Here is a 26,436-nt window from a genome sequence, read left to right as displayed (position 1 = left end):
TCAGTTTGCGCTTGCCCTTCGCCGGGGAGGGACCTAACCCGAGGGCTATGAAAATACTCTTTCTCGGCGACGTGATGGGCCGCGCAGGGCGGCGCGCCATCACCGAAAACCTCGCCCGTCTGCGGACCGATTGGAAGCTCGACTTTGTCGTGGTGAACGGTGAAAACGCCACCGGTGGCATGGGCCTGTCCGGGGCGCACGCCAAAACACTGCTGGACGCGGGCGCAGACTGCCTGACGCTGGGCGACCATGCCTTTGACCAGAAGGACATGCTCAGCTTTGTCGAGCAGGAGCAGCGCATCGTCCGGCCGCTGAATTTTTCCAAGTCCGCGCCGGGCCGGGGCGCGCGGCTGTTCACGGCGCAAAATGGCAAGAAGGTGCTGGTGACACAGGCCCTTGGTCAGGTGTTCATGAAGCGTCCCTTCGATGACCCCTTTTCGGCGCTGGAGCCAGTGCTGAAAACCCATCCGCTGGGCGGGCTCGCACAGGCGGTCATCGTGGATTTCCATTGCGAGGCGACGTCGGAGAAGATGGCGATAGGTCACTGGTGCGACGGACGCGCGTCGCTGGTGGTGGGCACCCATACCCATGTGCCGACAGCGGATGCGATGATCCTGCCGGGCGGCACGGGCTATCTGACCGATGCGGGCATGTGCGGGGATTACCATTCCGTCATCGGCATGGAAAAGACCGAACCGCTGCGCCGCTTTATCACTGGCATGCCGAAGGAACGGTTCACCCCGGCCAACGACGAGGCGACCCTGTCGGGAGTATACATCGAGACCGACGACCGCACCGGGCGCGCCACGCGCATTGTGCCGGTCCGTACCGGCGGCACGTTGCAGGAAAGCGTGCCCTGACACTGGCCATCTGTGCCGTTTCCGCATCCATTCACAGCCTTCGGCGCACCTTTGCTTGCAGGCCGTTACCGGATGGATAAGAGTGTCCGCTGATCCAAGATAAGGTTGAAGCACCTTGCTGCAATTCCTCAGCTTTTCACCCACTGAAAGCGCCGTTCTGACGCTGGCCGTGGTGGTGATTATGTTCGTGCTGTTCCTGCGCGAATCCTTCCCGACCGAAGTCGTCGCCATCGCCGGGGCCGCAACATTGCTGGCCATCGGGGTACTGCCCTATGAGGAGGCGCAGGCGGTGCTGTCGAACTCCGCCCCCTGGACCATCGCGGCGATGTTCATCGTGATGGGCGCGCTGGTGCGCACCGGGGCGCTGGATGTGCTGACGCAGACCGCGGAACGCTATGCCCGCAGTCACCCCAAGACCGCGGTCATCGGGGTGATCCTGTCGGTCATGGGCGCATCGGCGATCATGAACAATACGCCGGTGGTGGTGGTGATGATCCCGGTCGTCGTGCAGCTGAGCAAGACGCTGGGTGCCAAGGCGTCCAAGCTGCTGATCCCGCTCAGCTATGCGGCGATCATGGGCGGGTCCCTGACGCTGATCGGCACCTCGACCAACCTGCTGGTGGACGGCGTGGCGCGGTCTCAGGGTCTTGAACCCTTCGGTATCTTCGAAATCCTGCCCATCGGCCTCGTGGTCTGCGTCACCGGCCTGCTGTACATGGGATTGCTGGGCCGCAAGCTGCTGCCCGACCGGGACAGCATGGCCACGATGCTCAGCGACCGGTCCAAGATGAAGTTCTTTACCGAGGCGGTGATCCCGCCCGAAAGCAACCTGATCGGGCGTGAGGTTCTGGATGTGAACCTGTTCAAACGCGAAGGCGTGCGACTGATCGACGTGATCCGGGGCGACCAGTCGCTGCGCCGCGCGTTGCAGGGCGTGGAGCTTCAGGTGGGCGACCGCGTGGTGCTGCGTACCGAGATGACCGAGCTTTTGAGCCTGCAAAAGAACAAGGAACTGAAGCGCGTGGACCAGCTTTCGGCGGTCGAGACGCGAACGGTGGAGGTGCTGATCACGCCGGGCTGCCGGCTGGTGGGGCGCTCGTTGGGGTCGATGCGTCTGCGTCGGCGCTACGGTGTCTATCCGCTGGCGGTGCACCGGCGGAACCAGAACATCGGTCGGCAGCTGGACGACCTGATCGTCAAGGTCGGCGATACCCTGCTGCTGGAGGGCGCGCCCGAGGACATTCAGCGCCTTGCGGTGGACATGGACATGGTGGACGTGAGCACCCCTTCGGCCCGCGCATTCCGGCGGGGTCACGCGCCCATCGCCATCGGCGCGCTGGTGGGGATCGTGGTTCTGGCCGCCCTCAACGTGGCACCGATCCTTCTGCTGGCGGTGATCGCGGTGGCGCTTGTGCTCGTCACCGGCTGCATCGACGCGGAAGAGGCGTTTTCCTTTGTCGACGGTCGGCTGCTGGCGCTGATCTTTGCCATGCTCGCGGTGGGGGCGGGGCTGCAGAATTCGGGTGCCATCGCGCTGCTGGTGGACGGCATCGCGCCTGCGCTGGGGCAACTGCCGCCGGGTGCGGTGATCTTTGCGGTCTTTCTGCTGACCACGGTGCTGACCGAAGTGGTGTCCAACAACGCGGTTGCCGTGATCATGACGCCCATCGCGATTTCACTGGCCACCGCGCTGGGACTGGACCCGCGCCCGCTGGTGGTGGCGGTGATGATCGCGGCCTCCTGCGCCTTTGCGACGCCCATCGGATACCAGACGAACACGCTGGTCTACGGGCCGGGCGGCTACCGCTTTACCGACTTCCTGCGCATCGGCGCGCCGCTGAACCTGCTGATGTCCGTCGTGGCGAGCCTGGCGATCCCGTTCCTGTTCTAGGCGCTGCGCTTCTCCAGCCGCTCGGCCAGGATGCCCGCAAAACCGTCACGCGCCGCCAGGAAGTTGCGGGTCAGGGGCGCGGTCAGCGTCGTCTGATCCGAGAAATACGCGCCGACCTCGGCGATATGCACCGCGAATGCGGGGTTGCGGCCCGCGTCGTCATACTTGCGGATGTGATGCTTGCTCGCCCAGCCGCGTTTCTTGGCCTCGCGGGCCACCAGGTTCATACGCTGGGTGGCGTGGAACGTCATGTAGATGGCAAGGTAGTGCATGTAGTCGTCCAACGGGATGCCGCATGACGGATCGAAGGCATCTATCAGGACGTCCACCATGCGGTCGGGCGCGATCGGCCAGGCCTCGTCCCCGATGAGCCAGGCAAAATCCTCCGCCCCGTGGCGCATCCCCGCATATTCGAAGTCGAACCAGCGCAGCCGGTCGTCGTCGTCAATCGCCGCGTTGCCCGACCGGCAATCCCATTTGACGAACTGATACCCGGTGATCGCGACCGCGGCGCAGGCGGCGTTGCGGTCGAAAGCATCCGAAATGCCACCCGTCAACTCTTGCAACTGGTCGATGCCGCCGATGAAGGTCTCGACCCAGGATTCCGTGGCGCCGAGGTGGGGCATGATCTCGTGCAGCTTGGTCTTGCGCGCCGCTGCGTGGATGCGGAACAGCGCCGCAACCGCCTCGGCCGCGAGGTCGAGCTGGCGGGGGGCGTCAAGGGTCGCAATCAGCGTGTTCAGCCGCCGCGACCCCACGTCGGACTGGAACATGACCTCGCCCGAGACGCCAAGGCAGACCGGCAGGTCGTCGCAATGTTCGCCCAGTTCGCGCAGGACATGTGCTTCCAGGTGGGTGCGGCGGAAATTGGGCCGCAGGGTCGCGATCAGACTGCGCCCGCCGATGCGCAACCGAAAGCTGGCCCGGCTTTCGCCGCCGGGCGCGGTCACGTCCTCGACCGGGCGGTCAAAGAAAGCTTCGGCTGTCTCGACGATGTAGTCGCGCGCGGTCTTGCCGGCAGTGTCGGTCATGGCGGGTTCCTGTCGGATATGGGTCAGCTTCTGCGGCTACCCGAGCATCTTGGCCAAAATAGGGCGTGTGCGCGGCGGAAGGCGGATTGATTCGCCGGGCTGCAAATTCCATTGGCCGATGTGATCGAACAATCGTCAAATAGTTCTCGGAACTGTTTCCGGAATGGCCGGTAAATTCATATAAATAAGGCGTAAATCGTCAAAATGTTTGTCCCGAAAGGAACCACCGGGATACATATTTTCATCGCCTGACGTTCAGGAGAAAACCAGCGTGCCGATATCCTTTGGCCCGCCCTAGAGCGTTGTTTGTTAAAAATTTGGGGATGCGGATATGACATTCAGATTTTCGAGCTTCGGCTCTTGGGGAAAGAGCCATGTGAAGAGCACATGGAACAGCCACAGCAACCATCACAAGTACTTCAGCAAGACCTGGGGCCACGGCTCCGACGGGACGGGCAAGGGGTCTGACGGTACTGGCAAGGGCTCGGACGGGTCGCACAAGTGGTGGGATCGCGGTTCCGATGGCACCGGCAAAGGCTCTGACGGCACCGGCAAGGGTTCTGACGCGACCGGCAAGGGTTCGGGCAAGGGTTCGGACGGAACAGCCAAAGGGTCGGGCAAGGGCTCCGACGGCACCGGCAAGGGGTCGGGCGGCGATGCATGTGGCGGCAACTCCTATCACAACGGCGGCATCGAAGGCTCGAAGTTCTCCAAGTGGTACGACAATCACCTGTCTGACCATTTCTCCAAGTCGCATTTCGCGGACAAGTTCGACCGTTGGTTCGATGGCCATGACGGCACCGGCAAGGGGTCTGACGGCACCGGCAAGGGGTCTGACGGCACCGGCAAGGGGTCTGATGGCACCGGCAAGTGGTGGTCCTGGGGATCGGACGGCACCGGCAAGGGATCGGATGGCACCGGCAAGGGCTCGGACGGTACCGGCAAGGGCTCGGACGGGACTGGCAAGGGCTCCGATGGCTCCGGTAAATGGTGGTCCTGGGGTTCCGACGGCACCGGCAAGGGCTCCGATGGGACCGGCAAGGGTTCCGATGGCACCGGCAAGGGCTCCTGCGGGACCAAGGGTTCGGAAGAACCGGAGACACCGACAGAAGAGCCTGATGACGGCAAGGTCACTTATCACTACACGATGGGCGATGAAGGCGAGATCGACATCTCGGTCACGCAGGACCTGCAGGGCCAGCTGTTCGTCAGCATCAGCCAGACGAGCTTTGATGGCGCGCCGACCGATATCGACGGCCTGTTCTTCAACCTGACCGACGACAGCGAACTCGACTCGCTGAACTTCTTCCCGGACGAGAACGCGCCAGGCTACGAGCTGACCGACGTTCAGGCCGAGGCGGACAGCGTGACCACACTGCCCAGCGGCGCAGGCGTGGACCAGCCCTACGATGTGGGTCTGCAGTTCGGCCAGGTCGCGGACAGCTCGGAGGGAGTGGTCACTCAGACCAACTTTACCCTGTGGTCCGACGATGGCGCCGTCACGATTGACGATATCGACTTCGCGGGCATGCGCCTTGTGGTCGACTCCGAGACCGGCGATGGCGAAGTCCTGGGCGTCAGCGCAAGCGACGATCCGGCCTTCGATCCGGCGGATGCCGCCGCGGACAGCGAGATCACGCTGGAAGACGTGATGGGCCTGATGACGGTCGAGCTGGACGAAGACGAAGAGCTGGAAGAGGCCGAGGAAGAAGAGGACCTGATGGAGGTCTGATCCCGGTCATCCGGAACGAACAGGGGCGCGCGGGAGACCGCGCGCCCTTTTTGCATGCGCCCGAGGCTGCCCGTGTAAACGGCCAGGACCGGAACCCACCAGCAGGGACCGGGGGCAGGGGGCCGTCGATCAGAGCGGCCAGAAGAACAGGATCGCGGGGATCGACACGGCGACCACGATGATCTCCAGCGGCAGGCCCATGCGCCAGTAGTCCCCGAAGGAATAGCCGCCGGGACCCAGGATCAGCGTATTGTTCTTGTGCCCGATGGGGGTGAGAAACGCCGAGGACGCCGCCACCGCAACCGCCATCAGAAAGGGGTCGGGCGAGACATTCATCGACTGGGCCATCTGGATGCCCACGGGGGCTGCAACGATGGTGGTGGCGGTGTTGTTCAACACATCCGACAGCGACATGGTGACAACCATCAGCACCGTCAGCACCATCCAGGGCGCCAGTCCGTCTGTGAGGCCGACAAGCGCCCCCGCGATCAGCTCGGTCCCGCCGGACGACTCCAGCGCCGCCCCCAGGGGGATCATCGACCCCAGCAGCACCACGACCGGCCATTCGATATGGGTGTAGAGTTCCGATAGCGGCACGATACGGGTCAGCACATAGGCCACCACAACGATCCCCAGCGCGATGGGCAGGTAGATTAGCCCGACGCTGGCCGCGGCGACGGCGGCGCCGAACAGCCCGATGGCCAGCCAGACCTTGGCGTTGTCGGTGACGGTCAGCCCCCGATCCGCCAGCGGCAGCACGCCCAGCCAGTCGGTGACATGGGCCGCCGTTTCGCGCGGCACCAGCAACAGCAGGATGTCGCCCGGCTGGATTTCCGTGGTGCGCAACGACGAGGTGATCTTGCGGCCCTTGCGCGAGATGCCCAGCAGGATCGTCCGTTGCCGCCAGGCCAGGCCCACGGCCTGCGCGGTGCGGCCGGTCAGACGGGTGTTTTCAGGCACCACGACCTCGATGATCTCGACCCCTTCGCCACCGGCCTTCAGGCGTTCTTCGCGGCTTTCGTCCGCCAGGGCCAGGTCCAGCGTGGTGCGGAATTCGTCCAGCGCATCCGGCGTCGCCTCCAGCACCAGCGCATCGCCCGCCTGCAGGGTCACGTTGCGCGACTGGCCATAGCGGCGCTTGCCGTCGCGGATCAGGCCCAGAATGGCGACGTCCGATTTCTCTGCCGTCTCGAACAGTTCGGACAGCCGCTTGCCGATCTGCTTGCTCTCTTCCGGCACGGTCAGTTCGGCGATGTATTGCGAAATATCCTCCGGGTCCAACGTCGCGTCGTCGCGCGCCGGGATCAGGCGCCAGCCGATCAGGGCGACGAAGGCCAGCCCGGCGATGGCGGCCAGCCCGCCCACCGGGGCAAAGTCGAACATGCGGAAAGGCGCGCCCAGCGATTCCTGCCGGATGCTGGCGATAATGATGTTGGGCGGTGTGCCGATCAGCGTGGCCATGCCGCCCAGGATCGTGGCAAAGCTCAGCGGCATCAGGCTCAGCCCCGGCTTCCGCCCCGCCTTGCGCGCGGTCTGGATGTCCACTGGCATCAGCAGGGCAAGGGCCGCGACATTGTTCATGAAGGCGGACAGCACCCCGCCGACCGCCCCCATCAGGGTGATATGCGCGCCCAGCGACCGCGAGGCATCGACCAGCGTGCGGGTGATCAGGAACACCGCGCCCGACCGCACCAGACCGGCCGAGACCACCAGCACCAGCGCCACCACCAGCGTCGCCGGGTGCCCGAACCCGGCAAAGGCGCTTTCGCTGGGCACGACGCCCAGGACCACCCCCGCCATGAGGGCGGCGAAAGCCACGAGGTCATAGCGGAACCGGCCCCAGAGCAGCAGGCCGAACACAGCCGCGAAGAGGGTGAAGAGGATGATCTGATCTGTCGTCATGGCACCGGTGTAGCTTGGATGCGGCAGACGGGGAAGTGGACTTGTCCGCGCCCGGACCGACAAAGCCTTGGCGAGGGGTGCTGTGGCTTGTTTGGGCAAGAGGCCTGATTTATAGAGGCGCGATATCAGCTTTCATCGAACATGAGGTTTTCATGGCAGGCCATTCCAAATGGGCAAACATTCAGCACCGCAAGAACAGGCAGGATTCCGTTCGCGCGAAGGTGTTTTCCAAGATGTCCAAGGAAATCACGGTCGCGGCCAAGATGGGCGACCCCGACCCGGACAAGAATCCGCGCCTGCGTCTGGCGGTCAAGGAGGCCAAGGCGGTTTCCGTCCCGAAGGATGTGATCGACCGCGCGATCAAGAAATCCACGGTACAGGATGGCGAGGATTACGAGGAAATCCGCTATGAGGGCTATGGCCCCAACGGCGTGGCCGTGATCGTCGAGGCGATGACCGACAACCGCAACCGCACCGCGTCGAACGTGCGGTCCACCTTCACCAAGAACGGCGGCAACCTGGGCGAGACCGGATCGGTCGGTTTCATGTTCGACCGCAAGGGCGCGGTAAGCTATCCCGCCTCGGTCGGGGATGCCGACACCGTCATGATGGCCGCGATCGAGGCCGGGGCGGAAGACGTCGAAAGTTCCGAGGAAGGTCACACGATCTGGTGCGCGGACACCGACCTCAACGAGGTCTCGACGGCGCTGGAGGCGGAACTGGGCGAGTCCGAATCGACCAAGCTGGTCTGGCGGCCCACCACGACCACCGAAATGGACCTTGAGAACATGGAAAAGCTGATGAAGCTGGTGGACGCGCTGGAGGACGACGACGACGTGCAGCGTGTCACCACGAATTTCGAGGCATCCGACGAGGTCATGGAAGCCCTGAACGGCTGAAACCCCTTCGGGACCACTTCGTGGCAGCCACCGCATGTGCGGGGCTGCCCGACCCGCGCCGTCCAGCGCCCGACCGATGCAATGGCTCTAGCTGCGGCACATGATTCTAGACGGGCCGTGCAGGCATGTGTGGCCTGGCCACATCGTCAGTCCGCGCCAGAGGATCGCGCGGGCCGTCCATGGTCGCGGTCTCAACGGGATATGAGGCCGGGCTGAGGGGCGGTCCCGTGCCGGACCGCACCTGCAATACCGTCGCCGGTTACTCTGCGCTGCGCATCCCTTTGAACCAGCCGAAAGCGCGCCGGTTGCAGCCCTGGCTTTGCGGGGCGGGCTTGTGCTGTGACAGCTGCGCCAGCAGGCGCTTGACCTCGTTCAAACGCTGACGCGCGGTATTACCGCCCGCTTCCGCCTGAACATTCAGGATCTTGGACTGGGTGTGCAGCGCGGATTCGATGACTTCGAGTTGCTCGGCGCTGACTTCGATCTTTTTATTGTTATCCAGCATGGCGTGTCCTTTGGTGCTGCGCGTTATCTAGAGGCACGGGTGGGATGCGCCAGAAGTTTCTCAGCCGGATCACTCACTTGTGTACTTTTTGTGACATGGGCGTTCCGCTGGCCGGGCGCAAGCACCAACTTGCGTTTTTCCTGACCGCGTCCGTCAGCGGTTTCAGGGCAGGGGCCATCACCCGCGTCACCTGCCAGAACAACGGGACGTCCAGCGGCGCATCCGGCACCAGTGGGACCAAGGCGCCGCGCGCCAGGTGGTCGGCGACCAGGGCAAGCGGGTTCATGCCCCAGCCCAGCCCGCACAGCGCGGCATCCGCGAAACCGTGGCTCGAAGGCAGGTGATGAACGGGCGGGTGAAACCGCCGCGCGCCGCGTGCCTCTGCCCAGCGGTGCTGCAGCCGATCCTTGGGGTTGAACACCAGCAGCGGCGCGGCTGCCAGCGCATCCAGCGAAAACCCGCCGCCGAAATATCGCGCCATGAAGTCGGGGCTGGCTGTGGCCACGTAGCGCAGGCTGCCCAGCGGATGCACGTCGCAGCCCGGAGCGGCGCGGGCATGGCCGGTGACAGCGGCGTTGACTTCGCCCCGGCGCAGCCAGTCGTCCGAGGTATCCTGGTCGTCCAGCACGAGGTCGAACAGCAGCCCCTCGACCTGCGCCAGGGCGGGGATCAACCAGGTGGCAAGACTGTCCGCCGGCACGGCCAGCGACACCCGCGGCGCGGTCTCGTTCCGCCCTGCGACACCCGCCAGCGCCTGCGCTTCCAACAGCGCCACATCCTCTGCGTGCCGTGCCAGCCGCGCGCCCGTCTCTGTGCCGGTGCAGGGCTGGCCGCGATGCACGAGCGTGGTGCCGACGTTTTCCTCAAGCGCCTTGATCCGCTGGGACACTGCCGAGGGCGTCACCCGCAGCGCCGCTGCCGCGGCGTCGAAGCTGCCCAGCCTCAGGACAGCCGAAAGCGCGGCGAGCTGATGGGGATCGAGCGGCATTAGAATTCCTTAATCCACATTATCGAGATTAATTTGCGTAATCAGGGCGTCGTGTCTAGTCAAGCGGTGCCACAACCGCTGGAGGTCCCATGCTCACCTCGTTCCTGCCCGGCTTCGCGCTGAGCCTCACGCTGATCCTCGCCATCGGCGCTCAGAACGCTTTCGTCCTGCGGCAGGGGCTGCGGCGGGCACATGTCTTTTGGGTCTGCCTGACCTGCGCGCTATCCGACGCGGTCCTGATCACGGGCGGGGTGGCCGGGTTCGGCGGTCTGGCGGCGCGTCTGCAGTGGTTCGAGCCGCTGATGCGCTACGGTGGCGCGGGTTTTCTCATCTGGTACGGTGCGCGCAACGCGCTGTCGGCCTGGCGCGGCGGGGCCGCTCTTTCGGTTGAGGGGGGCGCTTGGGCAAGTTTGCGCAACACGCTGCTCACGCTGCTGGCGCTGACCTGGCTCAACCCGCATGTATACCTCGACACGGTGATCCTGCTCGGGTCGATCTCGGCCCAGTATCCCGACCGGGTCGCCTTTGGTGTCGGTGCGGTTCTGGCCAGCTTCTGTTTCTTCTTTTCGCTGGGATACGGCGCGCGGCTTCTCAGACCGCTATTCGCGAACCCGCGCAGCTGGCAGGTGCTGGACGCCATCATCGCACTCACCATGTGGGCGATTGCCGCAAAGCTCCTGCTGATGTGATCTTGCCCTTGCCGGGTGGTGGGGCCATGGTCGCGCCATGACAGATCCTTCCTCCCACCGTCCGCTGCTCGGCATCTTCTGGATGCTTGTCACCGGCTTTTGCTTTCTCGCCGTGACGGCGCTGGTCAAATACATGGGGCCGCGCCTGCCCTCGGCAGAGGCCGCGTTCATCCGCTACGCCTTTGGCCTGGTGTTCCTGCTGCCCGCCATCGGGACGCTGCTGCGCGCCCGCCCGACAAGACGCCAGTGGTCCCTGTTCGGCCTGCGCGGCCTGTGTCACGCGCTTGGCGTGATCCTGTGGTTCTTCGCGATGCCGCGGATCTCCATCTCCGAACTCACGGCGCTGAACTATCTCGCCCCGATCTACGTGACCATCGGCGCGGCCCTGTTTCTGGGGGAAAAGCTGGCCGCAAGACGGATCATCGCCGTCCTGATGGGGCTGACAGGCGCGGCCATCATCCTGCGCCCCGGCTTTCGCGAGGTCAGCCCCGGCCATCTCGCGATGCTGGCCGCGGCGGTGGTCCTTGCCGGGTCCTATCTGCTGGCCAAGGTGCTGGCAGACGAGGTGCGCCCGGCCATCGTGGTGGGCATGATGTCGATCTTCGTGACCATCGGGCTGGCCCCCTTTGCGCTGCCCGTCTGGATCGCCCCGACGGCCACGGAGCTGATGCTGCTGGCGACCGTTGCCGTATTCGCCACCGCGGGCCATTACACGATGACCCTGGCCTTTGCCGTCGCCCCGGTCACAGTGACCCAGCCAGTCACCTTTCTACAGCTTGTCTGGGCCACCGCCCTGGGCGCGGTCGCCTTTGCGGAACCGGTCGACATATGGGTCGTGCTGGGCGGCTTCGTCATTCTCGGTTCAGTGACCTTCATCACCTGGCGCGAGGCGATGCTGAAGCGGGAAATCACCCCGATCAAGTACCAGACCAAGGTGTGAAGGCGCACCGGATTGGTTTATTGATTGACGGATCAATAAACTCACCTTTAGGAAGGGACAGCAGCAACCGAAAGGTCGAATCCGCATGCCCAAAGTCGGAATGGAGCCGATCCGTCGCTCTGCCCTGGTCGAAGCCACCATCGCCGAGATCGGTGCGGCGCATTCGCTCGACGTCACGGTGGGCCAGATTGCCCGCCGCGCGGGCATGTCCACGGCACTGGCGCATCATTATTTCGGCGGCAAGGATCAGATCTTTCTCGCGGCGATGCGCCACATCCTGAACGAGTACAAGCAAGAGGTGCTCAGGCGTCTGAACCGGCAGGCCGGCGACGGCAAGGCGCGGGCGGTGGCGATCATCGAGGCCAGCTTCGACGAGACCTGCTTCGCCCCCGATACCGTTTCGGCGTGGATGACACTCTACGCGGCATCGCGGACCCACCCCGAAACGCGCCGCCTGCTGCGGATCTATCAGCGGCGACTGCGATCGAACCTGACCTATGCCTTGCGCGGGATCAGCGTCAGGCCGCGGGCCGATGCCGACACCATCGCGGCGCTGATCGACGGGCTCTACCTGCGCGTCGCCCTGTCGCAGAGCGGTCGCCGCGAATTCGCCCGTGAAAGCGCACTATCCACACTTGACCTGATCCTGGGGGCATCGCGATGACCAGACCGAACATCCTTATCCTGATGGTGGACCAGCTGAACGGCACCTTGTTTCCAGATGGTCCTGCCGACTGGCTGCATGCGCCGAACCTCAAGCGTCTTGCGGCGCGCTCTACCCGGTTCCGCAATGCTTATACCGCCTCGCCGCTCTGCGCGCCGGGACGGGCCGCCTTCATGTCGGGGCAGCTGCCCTCTGGCACGGGGGTCTATGACAATGCGGCGGAATTCACCTCGTCCATCCCGACCTACGCCCACCACCTGCGCCGCGCGGGGTACCGGACCTGTCTGTCGGGCAAAATGCACTTTGTCGGGCCCGACCAGCTTCACGGGTTCGAGGACCGGCTCACCACCGACATCTATCCCGCCGATTTCGGCTGGACCCCCGATTACCGCAAACCGGGCGAGCGGATCGACTGGTGGTATCACAACATGGGCTCCGTCACCGGCGCCGGTGTGGCCGAGACCTCCAACCAGATGGAATACGACGACGAGGTCGCCTACAACGCCGTGCGCCAGATCTATGAATACGCCCGCGGCGGCGATACCCGTCCCTGGTGCCTGACGGCCAGCTTTACCCACCCCCACGACCCTTATGTCGCGCGGCGCAAGTACTGGGACCTCTACGAAGACTGCGAGCATCTGCTGCCGAAGGTCCCGGCGATGGATTACGCAGACCACGATCCCCATTCGCAGCGCATCTTCGATGCCAACAACTGGCGCGAATTCGACATCACCGAAGATGACATCCGCCGCTCCCGCCGGGCGTATTTCGCCAACATCAGCTATCTCGACGACAAGATCGGAGAGATCCTGCAAACCCTTGAGGATACCCGGCAGGAGGCCATCGTGGTCTTCGTATCCGATCACGGCGACATGCTGGGCGAGCGGGGGCTGTGGTTCAAGATGTCCTTCTTCGAAGGTTCGTCGCGCGTGCCGATGATGATCGCGGCGCCCCAGATGACGCCGGGGCTGAACACCACGCCGGTCAGCAACATCGACGTCTGCCCGACCCTGTGCGACCTCGCCGGCGTCAGCATGGCCGACGTGATGCCCTGGACCACGGGACAAAGCCTGCTTCCCCTCGGGCAGGGCGGCGAGCGGACGGAGCCGGTGGCGATGGAATATGCCGCCGAAGCTTCTCAGTCTCCGATGGTGGCGCTGCGCCAGGGGCGGTGGAAATACACCAACTGCGCCATCGACCCCGAACAGCTGTTCGACCTGGAGTCCGACCCGCACGAGCTGACCAATCTGGCCCAGGACCCCGCCCATTCCGACCGGCTCGAAGCTTTCCGCATCGACGCCGCGGGCCGCTGGGACATGGAGGCCTTCGATGCGGATGTCCGCCAGAGCCAGGCGCGCCGCTGGGTGGTCTACGAGGCCCTGCGCGAGGGCGGCTACTACCCTTGGGATTACCAGCCGCTGCGGCGCGCCTCGGAGCAATACATGCGCAATCACATGGATCTGAACATCCTTGAGGAAAGCAAGCGTTACCCCCGGGGGGAATGACCGCCCCGTGACTTCATTGTTCCAAAAAATACACCTGCACGCACATCCGGAAAGAGCCGACATGCCCTATGAAACGCAACCGCCAGCCAGTCACTTCATCGACGGCGCCTATGTGGAGGACAGGGCGGGCACCGAGATCCCGGTGATCTATCCTGCCACCGGCGAGACCATTGCCACGCTGCACGCCGCCACCCCGGCGATCATCGAACTGGCGATCGCGGCGGCGCGCCGGGCACAGGTGGACTGGGCGGCGATGACCGGCACGGAACGCGGTCGCATCCTGCGCCGCGCGGCCGACATCATGCGCGAGCGCAACCATGACCTCAGCGTGCTGGAGACCTGGGACACCGGCAAACCCTACCAGGAAACCACCGTGGCCGATGCGACCTCGGGGGCGGATGCGCTGGAATACTTCGGCGGCATGGCCGCGACCCTGACCGGGGAGCATATCCAGCTGGGCGAAAACTGGGTCTACACCCGGCGCGAGCCGCTGGGTGTCTGTGTCGGGATCGGGGCCTGGAACTACCCCACCCAGATCGCCTGCTGGAAGGGCGCGCCCGCGCTGGCCTGTGGCAATGCGATGATCTTCAAGCCCTCCGAGACCACGCCGCTGTCGGCGCTGAAGGTGGCCGAGATCCTGCTGGAGGCGGGTCTGCCTGCCGGGCTGTTCAACGTGGTTCAGGGCATGGGCGAAGTCGGCGCGGCGCTGGTGACGGACCCGCGCGTCGACAAGGTGTCGCTGACCGGATCGGTGCCCACGGGGCGCAAGGTCTATGCCGCCGCCGCCGAGGGGATCAAGCATGTCACGATGGAGCTGGGCGGCAAGTCGCCGCTGATCGTCTTTGAGGACGCGGATATCGAGAATGCGGTGGGCGGGGCGATCCTGGGCAATTTCTACAGCTCGGGACAGGTCTGTTCCAACGGCACGCGGGTCTTCGTGCACAGCGCCATCAAGGAGAAGTTCCTGACCCGGCTGGCCGAACGGCTGGGCAATGCGGTGATCGGCGATCCGATGGACCCCGCCACCAGCTTTGGCCCGATGGTTTCCGAGCGGCAGATGAACATCGTCTTGAGCTATATCGAGAAGGGCCGCGCCGAAGGGGCGCGGGTGGTCACAGGCGGCGCGCGGATCGACCGCGAAGGGTTCTACCTGCAGCCGACGGTGTTTGCCGATGTGACCGACAGCATGACAATCGCGCGGGAAGAGATTTTCGGCCCCGTCATGGCGGTTCTGGATTTCGAAGACGAGGCCGAGGTGATGGCCCGCGCCAATGACACGGAGTTCGGCCTGGCCGCCGGTGTCTTTACCAGGGACCTCGCGCGCGCCCATCGGGTGGCCGCCGGGTTCCAGGCCGGGACCTGCTATATCAACACCTATAACGACGCCCCGGTGGAAGCGCCGTTCGGCGGCTCGAAGATGTCCGGGGTGGGGCGGGAAAACTCGAAGGCGGCGATCGCGCATTACAGCCAGCTCAAGTCGGTCTTTGTGCGCATGGACGACGTGGAGGCGCCCTTTTGACAGGGCATGATCCAATTGTGCGCTGACGCGCATGACATTCCCGGCGCCGGTTGCGGTCTGAGCCCCGATGGCCTGACCGCGCGCGTGCGGAGGGGGTTTGAAATTTGCTGAGAGGTGCTTGCGCCCACATTCTGTGGCTCAAGACACCTCGACGATTTTGGGGGTGCGATTCCCCGCCGCGTCAAGGACAGGCCGTGCTGCGCACGGGGCTTCGCCTCCTTGACCCGGCGCGGAATCACGCAAGGAAGAAGAGGCGGCGATGCAGGCGGAATTCGTAATCGTTGGGGCGGGCTCGGCGGGGTGTGCCATGGCGTACCGGCTGGCCGAGGCGGGGCGTCGGGTGATCGTGATCGAACACGGGGGGTCTGACGCCGGTCCCTTCATCCAGATGCCCGCCGCGCTGAGCTATCCGATGAACATGAAGACCTACGACTGGGGCTACCGGACCGAGCCGGAGCCCCATCTGGGCGGGCGTCGGCTGGCCTGTCCGCGGGGCAAGGTGATCGGCGGTTCGTCGTCGATCAACGGGATGGTCTATGTGCGCGGTCACGCGATGGACTTTGACCATTGGCAAGAAAGCGGCGCCAGTGGCTGGTCCTATGCGGATGTCTTGCCCTACTTCAAGAGAATGGAGAACTGGCACGACATGGGGCATGGCGGGGACCCGGCCTGGCGCGGCAATGACGGGCCGCTGCACGTCAGCCGCGGTCCGCGCAAGAACCCGTTGTTCGAGGCTTTCGTGCGGGCCGGAGAGCAGGCCGGTTATCACGTCACTGACGATTACAACGGCGAGAAGCAGGAGGGTTTCGGCCCGATGGAGCAGACCGTCTGGAACGGGCGGCGCTGGTCGGCGGCCAATGCCTATCTGCGGCCCGCCCAGCGGACCGGCAATGTGCAGCTGATCCGTGCGCTGGCACAGCGGGTGGTGATCGACGGCGGCCGCGCCACCGGGGTCGAGGTGCTGCGCCGGGGCCGGCGCGAGGTGATCGCGGCGGAACGCGAGGTGGTGCTGGCGGCGTCTTCGCTGAATTCACCCAAGCTGCTGATGCTGTCGGGCATCGGCCCCGCCGCGCATCTGGCCGAGCACGGGATCGACGTGGTCGCCGACCGGCCCGGCGTGGGTCAGAACCTGCAGGACCACCTGGAGCTTTACATCCAGATGGCGTCGAGCCAGCCGATCACGCTCTATCGGCATTGGAACCTTCTGTCCAAGGGGCTGATCGGGGCGCAGTGGCTCTTTACCAAAGGTGGCATGGGGGCGTCGAACCAATTCGAAAGCGCCGCCTTCATCCGGTCGCGTGCGGGTGTGCCCTATCCTGACATACAGTATCATTTCCTGCCCATCGCCGTGCGGTATGACGGGCAGGCGGCGGCAGAGGGGCACGGGTTTCAGGCGCATACCGGGCCGATGCGGTCGAAATCGCGAGGCACCGTGACCCTTCGGTCCGCCGATCCGGCGGCGGAACCGGTGATCCGGTTCAACTACATGTCGCATCCCGAGGATTGGGAGGACTTCCGCGCCTGCATCCGCCTGACCCGCGAGATATTTGCGCAACCGGCCTTCGAGCCTTTCGTCAAACATGAAATCCAGCCCGGTGCCGCGCTTCAGTCGGATGATGAGCTGGACAGCTTTGTCCGCGAACATGCCGAGAGCGCCTATCATCCCTGCGGTACCTGCCGGATGGGCCGCGCCGACGACCGCAACGCGGTGGTGGACCCCGAGGCACGGGTGATCGGGGTCGACGGGTTGCGCGTGGCGGACAGTTCGGTGTTTCCGCGCATCACCAATGGCAACCTCAACGGGCCGTCGATCATGGTGGGTGAAAAGGTGTCGGATCTGTTGCTGGGCCGGGAGCCGCTGGCGCGGGCCAACGATGTGCCCTGGATCCATCCCGACTGGCGCACCGCGCAGCGTTAACAATTCTGAACGATAGCCGTTGCGGGGGCAGGAAAGGCCTGTCACGTTAACGGAATGTTAAGAGTTTGTTCATGGTTCGTGCTGGCCCTGGGGCTGGCAGGGGCGGCGCTGGCCGAGGATATCCGCGGCACCCTGCGGGTGGTGGACGGGGATACGGTGGATGTGGGCGGCATCCGCATCCGCCTGCACGGCATCGACGCGCCTGAGCGTGATCAACCCTGTACCACACTGGCGGGTCAGAACTGGGGCTGCGGCGACTGGGTCACGCGCCAGGTGCGCGACCGGTTCGAAGGGCGCGCTGCCCGTTGCGTGCCGCTGGATCATGACCGTTACGGGCGCGTGATTGCGCGCTGCAGCATCGGGGAGGCTGACATGGGCCGCGTCCTGGTGCAGGAGGGGCTGGCCTATGCCTATCGCCGCTACTCGATGGACTACGATCTGGACGAGAAGGCGGCATACGTCGCCGAACGCGGCATCCACGGCTTTGTCCTGCAGTCGCCCGCCCGCTACAGGCTGACGCGGATCACGGGGCGCCACGCGCCAGACCCGGCCTGCCGGATCAAGGGCAATATCAACGCGCATGGCCCGCGCATCTATCACCTGCCTGGACAGGCGTTTTACGATCGCACCGGGATCAGGCCGGAACAGGGCGAACGCTGGTTCTGTTCCGAAGCGCAGGCGCGCGCCTCGGGGTGGCGGCCCGCACGGCGTTGATCATTCGATCCGGTAGGGCAGCGTATCGCGCCGGTCGGGGTCGACCACCAGGTGCCGCTCCAGCGGGGGCACGGCGCGCTGGTGGCAAGTCTTGCGTTCGCAGATCCGGCAGGAAATGCCGATGGGTTCAAAGGCGGAACCGCGGGTCACATCCAGACCGTCGGCATAGACCAGCGCGTCGGCGTGGCGCACCTCGCAGCCCAGGGCGATGGCATAGCGCCGCACCGGCGCGCCAAAGCGGCCCGCGGGTTTCGAGATGTCCCGCGCCAAGCTGATATAGCGCACGCCGTCCGGCGTTTCGGCCAATTGCCGCAGGAACCGGCCCGGTGTTTCAAACGCGCGGTGGACGTTCCACAACGGGCAGGCCCCGCCGAAACGGGCGAATTGCAGCCGCGTGGCGGAATGGCGCTTGGTGATGGTGCCGGCCTGGTCGACGCGCACAAAGAAGAACGGGATGCCTTTGGCCCCCGACCGCTGCAGGGTGGACAGGCGGTGTGCCACCTGTTCGATGGAGGCGCCGAAATGCCCGGCGAGAATTTCCAGATCGTGGCGGCAGGCCTGCGCCTTGGCCAGGAAGGCGTTGTAGGGCATCAGCACCGCCCCGGCAAAGTAGTTCGCCAGGCCGATCTTGGCGATGTCCCGGGCCGGACCGGCCTGAAACCGGGCCAAATCCAGCGTCGCCTCCAGCAGCTGGTCCTGCCGGGTCAGCGCGACCTGCAGCAGCAGCTGGAAGGTCTGGGTCTCCGGTGCGCTGCGGTCCGAGAGGGTCAGCACCTTTTCCACCGGGTCGAAGTGGCGCAGCGTGTCGGTATCGGCAAAGATCACGCTGACACCTGCGGTCGACAGCGCCGAGACGGCGGCGACGCGGGTGTTTCTCGGGCCACCCGGCTGGCTGGCGAAATGTTCGGCGGCGCGGTCGACGGCGTCGATGTAATTGTCGCAGTAGTGAAAGAAATCCCGGACCTCTTCCCAGGGCGACGGGGCGGCGCGGGCATCTTCGCGCCCCAGCGCCTCGTCCAGGGAGGCGAGCCGTTCATGCGCCTGGCGGTACTGCTGGTGCAGTTCCAGAAAGGCGCGCGCCAGGGCCGGGGCGTTGGAGGCGGTCAGCCGCAGGTCGGCCAGGGGCGGCGGTGTGCCGGCAAAGATCGGATCGCTGAGAGCTTCGCGCATGTCGGTGACCAGACGTTCGCCGTCTCCCGCGCTCAACTCCGTCACGTCGAGACCGAATTCGGTGGCAAGCGCGAGGACAACCGTGGTGCTGACCGGGCGGTTGTTGTTTTCCATCTGGTTGAGATAGGGCAACGAGATGTTGAGCCGCGCGGCAAAGTCCTTTTGGGTCAGCCCGATGCGACTGCGCAGTTCGCGCAGCTTTACCCCCGCATATAGTTTCTTGACCGCCATGGCGCGCTTTCTTTGCAGATTTGCAGTTTGTAGCACGCTAGCTTTGCAAACTGCCCTCCGCAAGGTCGGCGATCCGGGTTAACGGGGCCTTAAGCCAAGGGCTTTCTCGCGCCGGATGACAACCCAGATGGAGGCGACGCCGGCAATTGCCGTGATCAGCATGAGCAACAGCAGCGGGTAGGCCCCGGTTTCGGGCGTCAGCAGGACACCGGCCAGCACCGCCAGCGCCGACCCGCCCCCGATCATGATCGCGCCGCCCAGCCCGGACGCGGTGCCTGCCAGGTGCGGGCGCACCGACAGCATGCCTGCGGTGGCGTTGGGAATGCAAAGCCCGTTGCCCAGGCCCACCAGCGTCATCATCCCGAAGAAGGTGAGCGCGGAGCCGTGGCCGGACAGGAAGATCAGCAGCGACACCGACCCGCCGACGGCATTCGCCATGCAGCCCCAGAACACCATGGCATTGACGCCAAAGCGGGTGGCGAACAGGCCGGTCAGAAAGTTGCCCGCGAAATAGCCGATTGCAGGAGAGCCGAAATAGATGCCCAGCCAGAACGGGTCCAGTCCAAAGACGGTGGACCCGACGAAGGGCGCGCCGCCCAGATAGGCGAAGAACGCGCCGGAGCAGAAACCGGCGGCCAGCGCATAGCCCCAGAAGCGCGGTGAGCGCAGCAATTCGGGGTATTCGCGGAACTGCCCGATCATGGTCTTTCCGGATGCCTGCGAGGTTTCGCCCATGTCGGCAACCACGAGGGCGAGGATCAGGCCGCCGATGGCCAGCATGACCCAGAATGTCATGTGCCAGTCGAACTGCTGCTCGATCGCGCCGCCGACGGCCGGGGCGATCATCGGCACCAGCGCCATGCCCATGGTGACATAGCCGATCATCGAGGCTGACTGGTCCTGCGTATAGAGGTCCCGGATCACCGCGCGGCTCAGCACCATTGCCGTGGCCGCAACCGCCTGACCGATGCGAAACAGCAAAAAGACCGTGGCATTGGGGGCGAGGATGCAGCCCAGCGTGGCCAGCATGAACAGCGCAAGGCCCCAGATCATCACCTTTCGACGCCCCAGGTTGTCCGAGATGGGCCCGATGAAAAGCTGCAGGATCGCCGAGAACAGCAGATACAGCGGAACGGAAAGCTGCATCACCGCGTAAGACGTGCCGAAATAATCCGCCATCTGCGGCAGACTGGGCAGGAAGATGTTCATGGCCAGCGCGGACAGCCCGGCGAGCATGATCAGGGTCAGAATGTGCGGCGGCGTGCGCCGGTCCAGAAATCGGATCACCGGCGCAGGGGGCTGTGCTTCAATCATGCAAATGCAATTAATGCGGCTGCGACCGATTGTCCATCTCGGTTCCGATCTTTGCGGATTTGCAATTAGCAGTCAGCGTGTTGAAAATAGTTTGCAAATATTCAGAAACGGACTCCCATTGACCCTTGCCGGGGCCTACAGTGGCGCAAACCAGTATGGGAGACGGTCCATGAAAGATATTCTCGAACAGCTCGAAGAGCGCCGCGCAGATGCCCGTCTGGGCGGTGGGCAGGCCCGGATCGACGCGCAGCATGGTCGCGGAAAGCTGACCGCGCGCGAGCGCATCGACCTGCTGCTGGACGAGGGCAGCTTTGAGGAGTTCGACACCTTCGTGGCCCACCGCTGCACCGACTTCGGGATGGAAAAGAACCGTCCCTACGGCGACGGTGTCGTCACTGGCTGGGGCACGATCAATGGGCGCCTCGTCTATGTCTTCAGCCAGGACTTCACGGTCTTTGGTGGTTCGTTGTCCGAAACGCACGCACAGAAGATCTGCAAGATCATGGACATGGCGATACAGAACGGCGCGCCGGTCATCGGCATCAACGATTCCGGCGGCGCGCGGATTCAGGAGGGGGTGGCAAGCCTTGCCGGATATGCGGAAGTCTTCCAGCGCAATATCGAAGCTTCGGGCGTGATCCCGCAGATCAGCGTCATCATGGGCCCCTGCGCGGGCGGGGCGGTGTACTCTCCGGCGATGACCGACTTCATCTTCATGGTCAAGGACACCTCGTACATGTTCGTGACCGGCCCCGATGTGGTCAAGACGGTCACGAACGAACAGGTCACGGCCGAGGAACTGGGCGGTGCCGTCACCCATACCCGCAAATCCTCTGTCGCCGACTCGGCCTTCGACAACGACGTCGAGGCGCTGGCGGAAGTGCGTCGGTTGGTCGATTTCCTGCCCGCGAACAACCGCGAGAAACCGCCCGTGCGCCCGTTCTTTGACGATTCCGACCGGATCGAAATGTCGCTGGATACGCTGGTGCCAGAGAACGCCAACACGCCCTACGACATGAAGGAGCTGATCCTCAAACTGGGCGACGAGGGCGATTTCTACGAGATCCAGGAGGATTTCGCCAAGAACATCATCACCGGCTTCATGCGGATCGAAGGGCGCACCGTGGGGGTTGTCGCCAATCAGCCGATGGTGCTGGCCGGGTGTCTCGACATCGACAGCTCACGCAAGGCGGCGCGGTTCGTCCGGTTCTGCGACGCCTTCGAGATCCCGATCCTGACGCTGGTGGATGTCCCCGGCTTTCTGCCCGGCACCAGCCAGGAATACGGCGGCGTGATCAAGCACGGGGCCAAGCTGCTGTTCGCCTACGGACAGGCGACGGTGCCGATGGTCACGGTGATCACCCGCAAGGCATACGGCGGGGCCTATGACGTGATGGCGTCGAAACATCTTCGGTCGGATTTCAACTATGCCTGGCCCACGGCCGAGGTCGCGGTGATGGGGGCCAAGGGCGCGACAGAGATCATCCACCGTGCCGACCTCAAGGACCCCGAGAAGATCGCCCGGCATACCAAGGACTACGAAGATCGGTTCGCGAACCCCTTTGTCGCCGCCGAGCGGGGCTTCATCGACGAGGTGATCATGCCGCATTCCACCCGCAAGCGCGTTGCGCGCGCCTTTGCGTCGTTGCGCAACAAGAAGGTCGTGACGCCGTGGAAGAAGCACGACAACATTCCGTTGTGAGGGCAGGGCGGTGAACGACTGCAGGACGATTTTCCAGAATTGGATGGCGGTGCCACGGTCCGGGACCGGCGCGGGGGGCTGCGGAACCGGGCCAGCCCCCGCGCGTTTGCCTGCCAAAGGAGAACGCCATGCCCAACCCATCCATCAAGGACGAAGACACCTATCAGGCGCTGCGCGACGACGGAGCGTCAAAGGAGAAGGCCGCCCGGATCGCCAATGCACGGGCCAACGACGACATGCATCCTTCCGAGAAGGGTGGCAAGGCGCCCCCCTACGAGGACTGGACCAAGGACGAACTCTACGAGCGGGCGCAGGAAATCGGGATCGAGGGACGGTCGGACATGACCAAAGATGCGCTGATCAAGGCACTGCGCAACCACTGACAGGGCGCGCGCCCGCGCCCCGGGGTGCGGGCCGAAAGGCGATGTCATGAGGTGGCTCGCGGTCATCCTCACGATGGTCGCCGGACCGGCGGTTGCGCTGGATGTGCCATCGGGGCAGGGCGTGGAGTTGCAGGAGGTTCTGGTCGATCCGGTTGGATCGCAGACCTTCGTCCGCTTTCGCCTGGTCGCCCCTGCCATTGCGCGCGAGACGTCCGATCTGGATTACGAGACCGTATCAGGTGACATGATGCACCTGTGCCAGGATCTGGCGCTTCCCTATATTGCGGAGTTCGATCTGACGGGCGACGTCATCGTGATTTCACTGGCCGACCGCGAGACCGAATTCGGCGTCGCCGACCCCGACGCAACCCAGTTTTTCGAAGCGTTCCGCGTTGAAGAGGGCCGCTGTATTTGGGAGGGCTTGTGATGCATGCTCTATATATAGCGGCGTCGGGTGGTCTTTTTGGTCAATATGATGCTTTGGAGACACATAAACGCCGATTGACACGGCACCCGTATCATTGGGATTTTCTTTGCCGTAATCTGCCGCCAAGGAATACCCAGGTATCCCTTACCTCTGAACCGGGGCGTGCGAGGCATGTAGCAGTGCCGCGCCCCATCAACAATGACAGGAGACTTAGATGTCCAAGAGCATCAAACTCATCGCAGCCTTCGGCTTCATCGCCGCTGTATCGGCATGCACCAGCGGTCAGACCGACGAAGAATACGTCGTCGTCGAGCCGGAGCCCATCTCTGTTGAGCCGACCTACACCGGCAAATACAAGTAAGCTATTTCCGGGGCAGGCGTTCGCGCCTGCCCTGACCACGCTTCCTCCGATGCGGAGGACGGCGTGATGCCCGCATATATGTTGAAACATCGCGGGTTTCCGGGCCGACTGTCCGGCACCGATTTCCAGTTCACAATCCGCAGACCGAATCCCAAGGGTGTCACGCCGCTGATCCGGCGCGAACGTCGTTCCGACCGTAAGCCGGCGGATAGGCGCGCGGATGCGGCCTTTATGAAGGCATTGTGGGAGCATTTCGGAGGGGAGCCGTTCGAGCGCGGCAATCTCGACGCGGGGCGGCTGTCGTGGCTGTTCGGGCGCGAGGTACTGCCCGCCACCGACCCTTTCGATCCGGCGGACTACGAAGCGATTCTGGTCATCGACGAGAGAGCTGCCCGCGCCTCCTTTCCCGAAGCTTTCGAGGGCTGATCGGCATGAATTTGCTCGCGCCCGCCTTGTTTCAGCGGCTCATGGCCGATCCGTCGCCGTCACACGGTTCGGGCTTTCGGCCTGCAAAGCCTTGGGGCACTGTCGGAAAAGAGACCGGCGCGCCCGAGGCGGGCCTGACGGTCTCGCACCGAAACCAGACCCCTTCCCCCTCTGGGCAGCAGTGGTCAGCGACCCTGCTGCCCGTTTTTTCCGGTCGGGGGGATCGGGTTGGCAATACTGCCGGGGCGCGATGGGAACCAGTTGACGGATGCCGCGTTGTTGCTTCGCAAACAAGAACAGAAGGTACAGGCACATGTTCGACCAACTTCAGATCACATCGAAATCGGCCCGCAACGTCGTATTGGCGGTTGCCGCCTGCGGCGCGCTTGCGGCCTGCGGCGACACCATCGGTGAGCAGGCGCTGGGCGGCGGTGCCGTGGGTGCCGGAGCTGCAGCCGTTACCGGTGGCAGCCTGCTGCAGGGCGCGGCCATCGGCGCGGGTGCAAACCTCGCCTATTGCCAGCTCAACCCGGGCAAGTGCAACTGACGCTCACCTGACGCAACGCCGGTCCCCGACGGGTGGCCGGCCCCGCTCGATCAGCCCCGCGCAGCATCCGCTGCAGCGGGGTTTCCGCGTTTTACCCAAGACCAAGAAGGACAGTGCATGTTCAAGAAAATCCTGATCGCCAACCGGGGCGAGATCGCCTGCCGCGTCATCAAGACCGCGCGCCGGATGGGCATCACCACCGTTGCCATCTATTCCGATGCCGATGCCAACGCCCTGCATGTGCAGATGGCCGATGAGGCGGTGCATATCGGTCCGGCCCCGGCGAACCAGTCCTACATCGTGATCGACAAGGTGATGGAAGCGATCAAGTCCAGCGGCGCGGAAGCGGTGCATCCCGGCTATGGTTTTCTTTCCGAGAACAGCAAGTTCGCCGAGGCGCTGAATGCCGCCGGTGTCGCCTTTGTCGGGCCGCCCGTGGGTGCGATCGAGAAGATGGGGGACAAGATCACCTCCAAGAAGATCGCCAAGGAGGCGGGCGTCAGCACCGTGCCGGGCTACATGGGCCTGATCGAGGATGCCGAGGAAGCGGTGAAGATCTCGAACGAGATCGGCTATCCCGTCATGCTCAAGGCGTCCGCCGGGGGCGGCGGCAAGGGGATGCGCATCGCCTGGAACGACGACGAGGCGCGCGAGGGGTTCCAGTCCTCCAAGAACGAGGCGGCCAGTTCCTTCGGCGACGACCGCATCTTTATCGAGAAATTCGTCACGCAGCCCCGGCACATCGAAATCCAGGTGCTGTGCGATGCGCATGGCAACGGCATCTACCTGGCGGAACGCGAATGTTCGATCCAGCGCCGGAACCAGAAGGTGGTCGAGGAAGCGCCCAGCCCGTTTCTGGACGAAGAGACCCGCAAGGCGATGGGCGAACAGGCCGTGGCGCTGGCGCAGGCCGTGGGCTACACCAGTGCCGGCACGGTGGAATTCATCGTGGACGGGGACAAGAACTTCTACTTCCTTGAGATGAACACCCGCCTGCAGGTGGAACACCCCGTGACCGAACTGATCACCGGGGTCGATCTGGTCGAGCAGATGATCCGCGTGGCGGACGGCCAGAAGCTGGAGATGTCGCAGGACGATGTAAAGATCAACGGCTGGGCCATCGAGAACCGGCTCTACGCCGAGGACCCCTATCGCGGCTTTCTGCCGTCCATCGGACGGCTGACCCGCTACCGCCCGCCGGAGGAGGTGGTCGAAAGCGACCATATCGTGCGCAACGACACAGGCGTCTACGAGGGCGGCGAGATCAGCATGTACTACGATCCGATGATCGCCAAGCTTTGCACCTGGGCCCCGACACGGGCCGAGGCCATTGAACGGATGCGCGTGGCGCTGGACAGTTTCGAGGTCGAGGGGATCGGCCACAACCTGCCGTTCCTTTCAGCCGTGATGGATCACCCCAAGTTCGTGTCAGGCGACATGACCACCGCCTTCATCGCCGAGGAATATCCGGAGGGGTTCCAGGGTGTCGAACTGCCCGAGGCCGATTTGCGCCGTATCGCGGCGGCCACCGCCGCGATGCACCGGGTGGCCGAAATCCGCCGCGCGCGGGTATCGGGACGCATGGACAACCATGAACGCAAGGTGGGCAGCGACTGGAACGTGGCGCTTCAGGGACACTCCTTTGACGTGATCACCCAAGCCGACCAGGCCGGGGCGACAGTGCGTTTCGAGGACGGCGAGGAAATGCGCGTCAGCGGCGACTGGCGACCGGGCGACCAACTGGCCAAGATGAAGGTTGGCGACGCCCCGCTGGTGTTGAAAGTGGGCAAGATTTCGGGCGGTTTCCGCATTCGCACCCGCGGCGCCGACCTGCGGGTCCATGTGCGCAGCCCGCGTCAGGCGGAACTGGCCCGGCTGATGCCGGTCAAGGAAGCGGCAGATACCTCCAAGCTGCTGCTCTGTCCGATGCCGGGCCTTGTGGTCAAGATGTCGGTCGAACAGGGCGAAGAGGTCCAGGAGGGGCAGGCGCTTTGCACCATCGAGGCGATGAAGATGGAGAACATCCTGCGCGCCGAACGCAAGGGCGTCGTGTCCAAGATCAACGCGGGCGAGGGCGACAGTCTGGCGGTCGATGACGTGATCATGGAATTCGAGTAA

The 26,436-nt window shown here is 64.5% G+C and carries 24 protein-coding genes; 18 read left to right on the top strand and 6 right to left on the bottom strand.

Features of this window, described 5'->3' with window-relative positions:
- Positions 1–47 precede the first annotated feature (47 nt).
- Positions 48–860 carry a TIGR00282 family metallophosphoesterase gene (locus tag FIU94_RS00455; RefSeq protein ID WP_152463894.1) on the top strand — a complete coding sequence of 271 codons (813 nt, stop codon included), beginning with the start codon at positions 48–50 and terminating at the stop codon, positions 858–860.
- A gap of 118 nt (positions 861–978) precedes the next feature.
- Positions 979–2,751 (top strand): SLC13 family permease, encoded by a 1,773-nt coding sequence (locus FIU94_RS00450; protein WP_152466895.1) that lies wholly within the window; start codon positions 979–981, stop codon positions 2,749–2,751.
- On the opposite strand, the gene FIU94_RS00445 is transcribed toward FIU94_RS00450, so the two are convergent.
- Positions 2,748–3,782: an aminoglycoside phosphotransferase family protein gene (locus FIU94_RS00445; protein WP_254702577.1), complete on the bottom strand. Its 1,035-nt coding sequence runs from the start codon at positions 3,780–3,782 to the stop codon at positions 2,748–2,750. The genes FIU94_RS00450 and FIU94_RS00445 overlap by 4 nt on opposite strands.
- Before the next feature lie 331 nt (positions 3,783–4,113).
- Here FIU94_RS00445 and FIU94_RS00440 point away from each other — a divergent pair, with 331 nt between their 5' ends.
- The gene (locus FIU94_RS00440) at positions 4,114–5,514 is read left to right on the top strand and encodes a hypothetical protein (protein WP_152463893.1); all 1,401 of its coding nucleotides are present in this window, start codon (positions 4,114–4,116) and stop codon (positions 5,512–5,514) included.
- Between the two features lie 129 nt (positions 5,515–5,643).
- Here FIU94_RS00440 and FIU94_RS00435 read toward each other — a convergent pair whose 3' ends face one another.
- Entirely contained in the window at positions 5,644–7,416 is a 1,773-nt protein-coding gene (locus FIU94_RS00435) for an SLC13 family permease (protein WP_152463892.1), read from the bottom strand.
- A 152-nt stretch (positions 7,417–7,568) separates the two neighbouring features.
- Here FIU94_RS00435 and FIU94_RS00430 point away from each other — a divergent pair, with 152 nt between their 5' ends.
- A complete protein-coding gene (locus tag FIU94_RS00430) occupies positions 7,569–8,315 on the top strand; it encodes a YebC/PmpR family DNA-binding transcriptional regulator (protein ID WP_152463891.1) in 747 nt (248 codons plus the stop codon).
- A 259-nt stretch (positions 8,316–8,574) separates the two neighbouring features.
- On the opposite strand, the gene FIU94_RS00425 is transcribed toward FIU94_RS00430, so the two are convergent.
- A complete protein-coding gene (locus FIU94_RS00425; RefSeq protein ID WP_152463890.1) occupies positions 8,575–8,820 on the bottom strand; it encodes a hypothetical protein in 246 nt (81 codons plus the stop codon).
- Positions 8,821–8,893: 73 nt separating this feature from the next.
- A complete protein-coding gene (locus FIU94_RS00420) occupies positions 8,894–9,808 on the bottom strand; it encodes a LysR family transcriptional regulator ArgP (protein ID WP_152463889.1) in 915 nt (304 codons plus the stop codon).
- Positions 9,809–9,897: 89 nt separating this feature from the next.
- On the opposite strand from FIU94_RS00420, the gene FIU94_RS00415 reads away from it, so the two are divergent.
- The 7 genes from FIU94_RS00415 (at position 9,898) to FIU94_RS00385 (ending at position 17,757) form a co-directional block, all read left to right on the top strand.
- Entirely contained in the window at positions 9,898–10,497 is a 600-nt protein-coding gene (locus FIU94_RS00415) for a LysE/ArgO family amino acid transporter (protein ID WP_152463888.1), read from the top strand.
- A 37-nt stretch (positions 10,498–10,534) separates the two neighbouring features.
- A complete protein-coding gene (locus FIU94_RS00410; protein ID WP_152463887.1) occupies positions 10,535–11,437 on the top strand; it encodes a DMT family transporter in 903 nt (300 codons plus the stop codon).
- 85 nt (positions 11,438–11,522) lie between these two features.
- Positions 11,523–12,101: a transcriptional regulator BetI gene (betI, locus tag FIU94_RS00405; RefSeq protein WP_152463886.1), complete on the top strand. Its 579-nt coding sequence runs from the start codon at positions 11,523–11,525 to the stop codon at positions 12,099–12,101.
- The gene (gene betC / locus FIU94_RS00400) at positions 12,098–13,606 is read left to right on the top strand and encodes a choline-sulfatase (RefSeq protein ID WP_152463885.1); all 1,509 of its coding nucleotides are present in this window, start codon (positions 12,098–12,100) and stop codon (positions 13,604–13,606) included. Before betI ends, betC begins: the two co-directional genes overlap by 4 nt.
- Before the next feature lie 61 nt (positions 13,607–13,667).
- On the top strand, positions 13,668–15,125 hold the full coding sequence (gene betB / locus FIU94_RS00395; protein ID WP_152463884.1) for a betaine-aldehyde dehydrogenase: 1,458 nt from the start codon (positions 13,668–13,670) through the stop codon (positions 15,123–15,125).
- Between the two features lie 259 nt (positions 15,126–15,384).
- Positions 15,385–17,043 carry a choline dehydrogenase gene (gene betA, locus FIU94_RS00390; protein WP_152463883.1) on the top strand — a complete coding sequence of 553 codons (1,659 nt, stop codon included), beginning with the start codon at positions 15,385–15,387 and terminating at the stop codon, positions 17,041–17,043.
- Between the two features lie 54 nt (positions 17,044–17,097).
- A complete protein-coding gene (locus tag FIU94_RS00385; RefSeq protein ID WP_152463882.1) occupies positions 17,098–17,757 on the top strand; it encodes a thermonuclease family protein in 660 nt (219 codons plus the stop codon).
- Here FIU94_RS00385 and FIU94_RS00380 read toward each other — a convergent pair whose 3' ends face one another.
- Together FIU94_RS00380 and FIU94_RS00375 are read right to left on the bottom strand one after the other, a co-directional pair.
- Positions 17,758–19,158, bottom strand: a complete 1,401-nt coding sequence (locus FIU94_RS00380; protein WP_152463881.1) for a short-chain fatty acyl-CoA regulator family protein — start codon at positions 19,156–19,158, stop codon at positions 17,758–17,760.
- Positions 19,159–19,236: 78 nt separating this feature from the next.
- Positions 19,237–20,472 (bottom strand): multidrug effflux MFS transporter, encoded by a 1,236-nt coding sequence (locus tag FIU94_RS00375; protein WP_152463880.1) that lies wholly within the window; start codon positions 20,470–20,472, stop codon positions 19,237–19,239.
- A 169-nt stretch (positions 20,473–20,641) separates the two neighbouring features.
- Between FIU94_RS00375 and FIU94_RS00370 the strand changes: the two genes are divergently transcribed.
- From FIU94_RS00370 to FIU94_RS00345, 7 genes are all read left to right on the top strand, one after another.
- Positions 20,642–22,174 carry an acyl-CoA carboxylase subunit beta gene (locus tag FIU94_RS00370; protein ID WP_152463879.1) on the top strand — a complete coding sequence of 511 codons (1,533 nt, stop codon included), beginning with the start codon at positions 20,642–20,644 and terminating at the stop codon, positions 22,172–22,174.
- 128 nt (positions 22,175–22,302) lie between these two features.
- Positions 22,303–22,557 carry a Rho termination factor gene (locus FIU94_RS00365; protein WP_152463878.1) on the top strand — a complete coding sequence of 85 codons (255 nt, stop codon included), beginning with the start codon at positions 22,303–22,305 and terminating at the stop codon, positions 22,555–22,557.
- A 46-nt stretch (positions 22,558–22,603) separates the two neighbouring features.
- The gene (locus FIU94_RS00360) at positions 22,604–22,984 is read left to right on the top strand and encodes a DUF6497 family protein (RefSeq protein ID WP_152463877.1); all 381 of its coding nucleotides are present in this window, start codon (positions 22,604–22,606) and stop codon (positions 22,982–22,984) included.
- A 214-nt stretch (positions 22,985–23,198) separates the two neighbouring features.
- A complete protein-coding gene (locus FIU94_RS20805) occupies positions 23,199–23,345 on the top strand; it encodes a hypothetical protein (protein ID WP_172975818.1) in 147 nt (48 codons plus the stop codon).
- A gap of 78 nt (positions 23,346–23,423) precedes the next feature.
- Positions 23,424–23,771 (top strand): hypothetical protein, encoded by a 348-nt coding sequence (locus FIU94_RS00355; protein ID WP_152466893.1) that lies wholly within the window; start codon positions 23,424–23,426, stop codon positions 23,769–23,771.
- Positions 23,772–24,084: 313 nt separating this feature from the next.
- Positions 24,085–24,318, top strand: a complete 234-nt coding sequence (locus FIU94_RS00350; RefSeq protein WP_152463876.1) for a hypothetical protein — start codon at positions 24,085–24,087, stop codon at positions 24,316–24,318.
- A 117-nt stretch (positions 24,319–24,435) separates the two neighbouring features.
- Entirely contained in the window at positions 24,436–26,436 is a 2,001-nt protein-coding gene (locus FIU94_RS00345; protein ID WP_152463875.1) for an acetyl/propionyl/methylcrotonyl-CoA carboxylase subunit alpha, read from the top strand.

Origin of the sequence: Sulfitobacter sp. THAF37, from assembly GCF_009363555.1 — a bacterium.
GTDB lineage: Bacteria > Pseudomonadota > Alphaproteobacteria > Rhodobacterales > Rhodobacteraceae > Sulfitobacter.
The sequence above is the reverse complement of the archived record's forward strand: the minus strand, read 5'-3'. Positions and strand labels throughout refer to the sequence as shown.